This is a genomic window from Rhodovibrio sodomensis, assembly GCF_016583645.1.
Classification (GTDB): Bacteria; Pseudomonadota; Alphaproteobacteria; order Kiloniellales; family Rhodovibrionaceae; genus Rhodovibrio; species Rhodovibrio sodomensis.
On sequence record NZ_NRRL01000314.1, the window covers coordinates 1 to 563 of the forward strand.

At 70.5% G+C, this 563-nt stretch carries 1 protein-coding gene; it reads left to right on the forward strand.

The genetic code is table 11. From position 1 onward, the window contains the following. The coding region (locus CKO28_RS27935) for an ATP-binding protein (protein ID WP_242480879.1) at positions 1-563 on the forward strand (563 nt) is incomplete at both ends.

Below are 563 nucleotides of genomic sequence, written 5' to 3' on the forward strand. Positions count from 1 at the left end.
CTCTCGAAGATCGATGCCCGCCAACTCCGGTTGGAGGAGACGCCGTTCGACCTGCGCGCGACCGTCAAGGATGTCTGCGGGCTCATGGAGCCACTGGCCCTGGGCAAGGGCCTGGAGTTGATCCTGCGGGTCGCACCGGGGTTGCCGGCCCGCCATATCGGCGACCCGCTGCGCGTGCGCCAGATCCTGCTCAACCTGCTCGGCAACGCGGTCAAGTTCACCGAACAGGGCGAGGTCGAGCTTAGCGTGACGCCGCGCCCGGCGGAGGCCGCGCTCGATCGGCCGCACCTCTTGTTCGAGGTCCGCGACACCGGCATCGGGATCCCGGCCGACAAGCTCACGACCATCTTCGAGAGCTTCCGCCAGGCCGACGAATCGACGACCCGTCGCTTCGGCGGCTCAGGCCTCGGCACGACGATCGCCCGCGACCTCGCGCAATTGATGGGCGGGGCCATCGGTGTCGACAGCGTCGAGGGTCGAGGCAGCCGCTTCTGGGTGCGCCTGCCGCTCGCCCCGGCCGAGGCGCCGCCGCCAAGCATCGACGGCCGGCTGAGCGGCCTGCG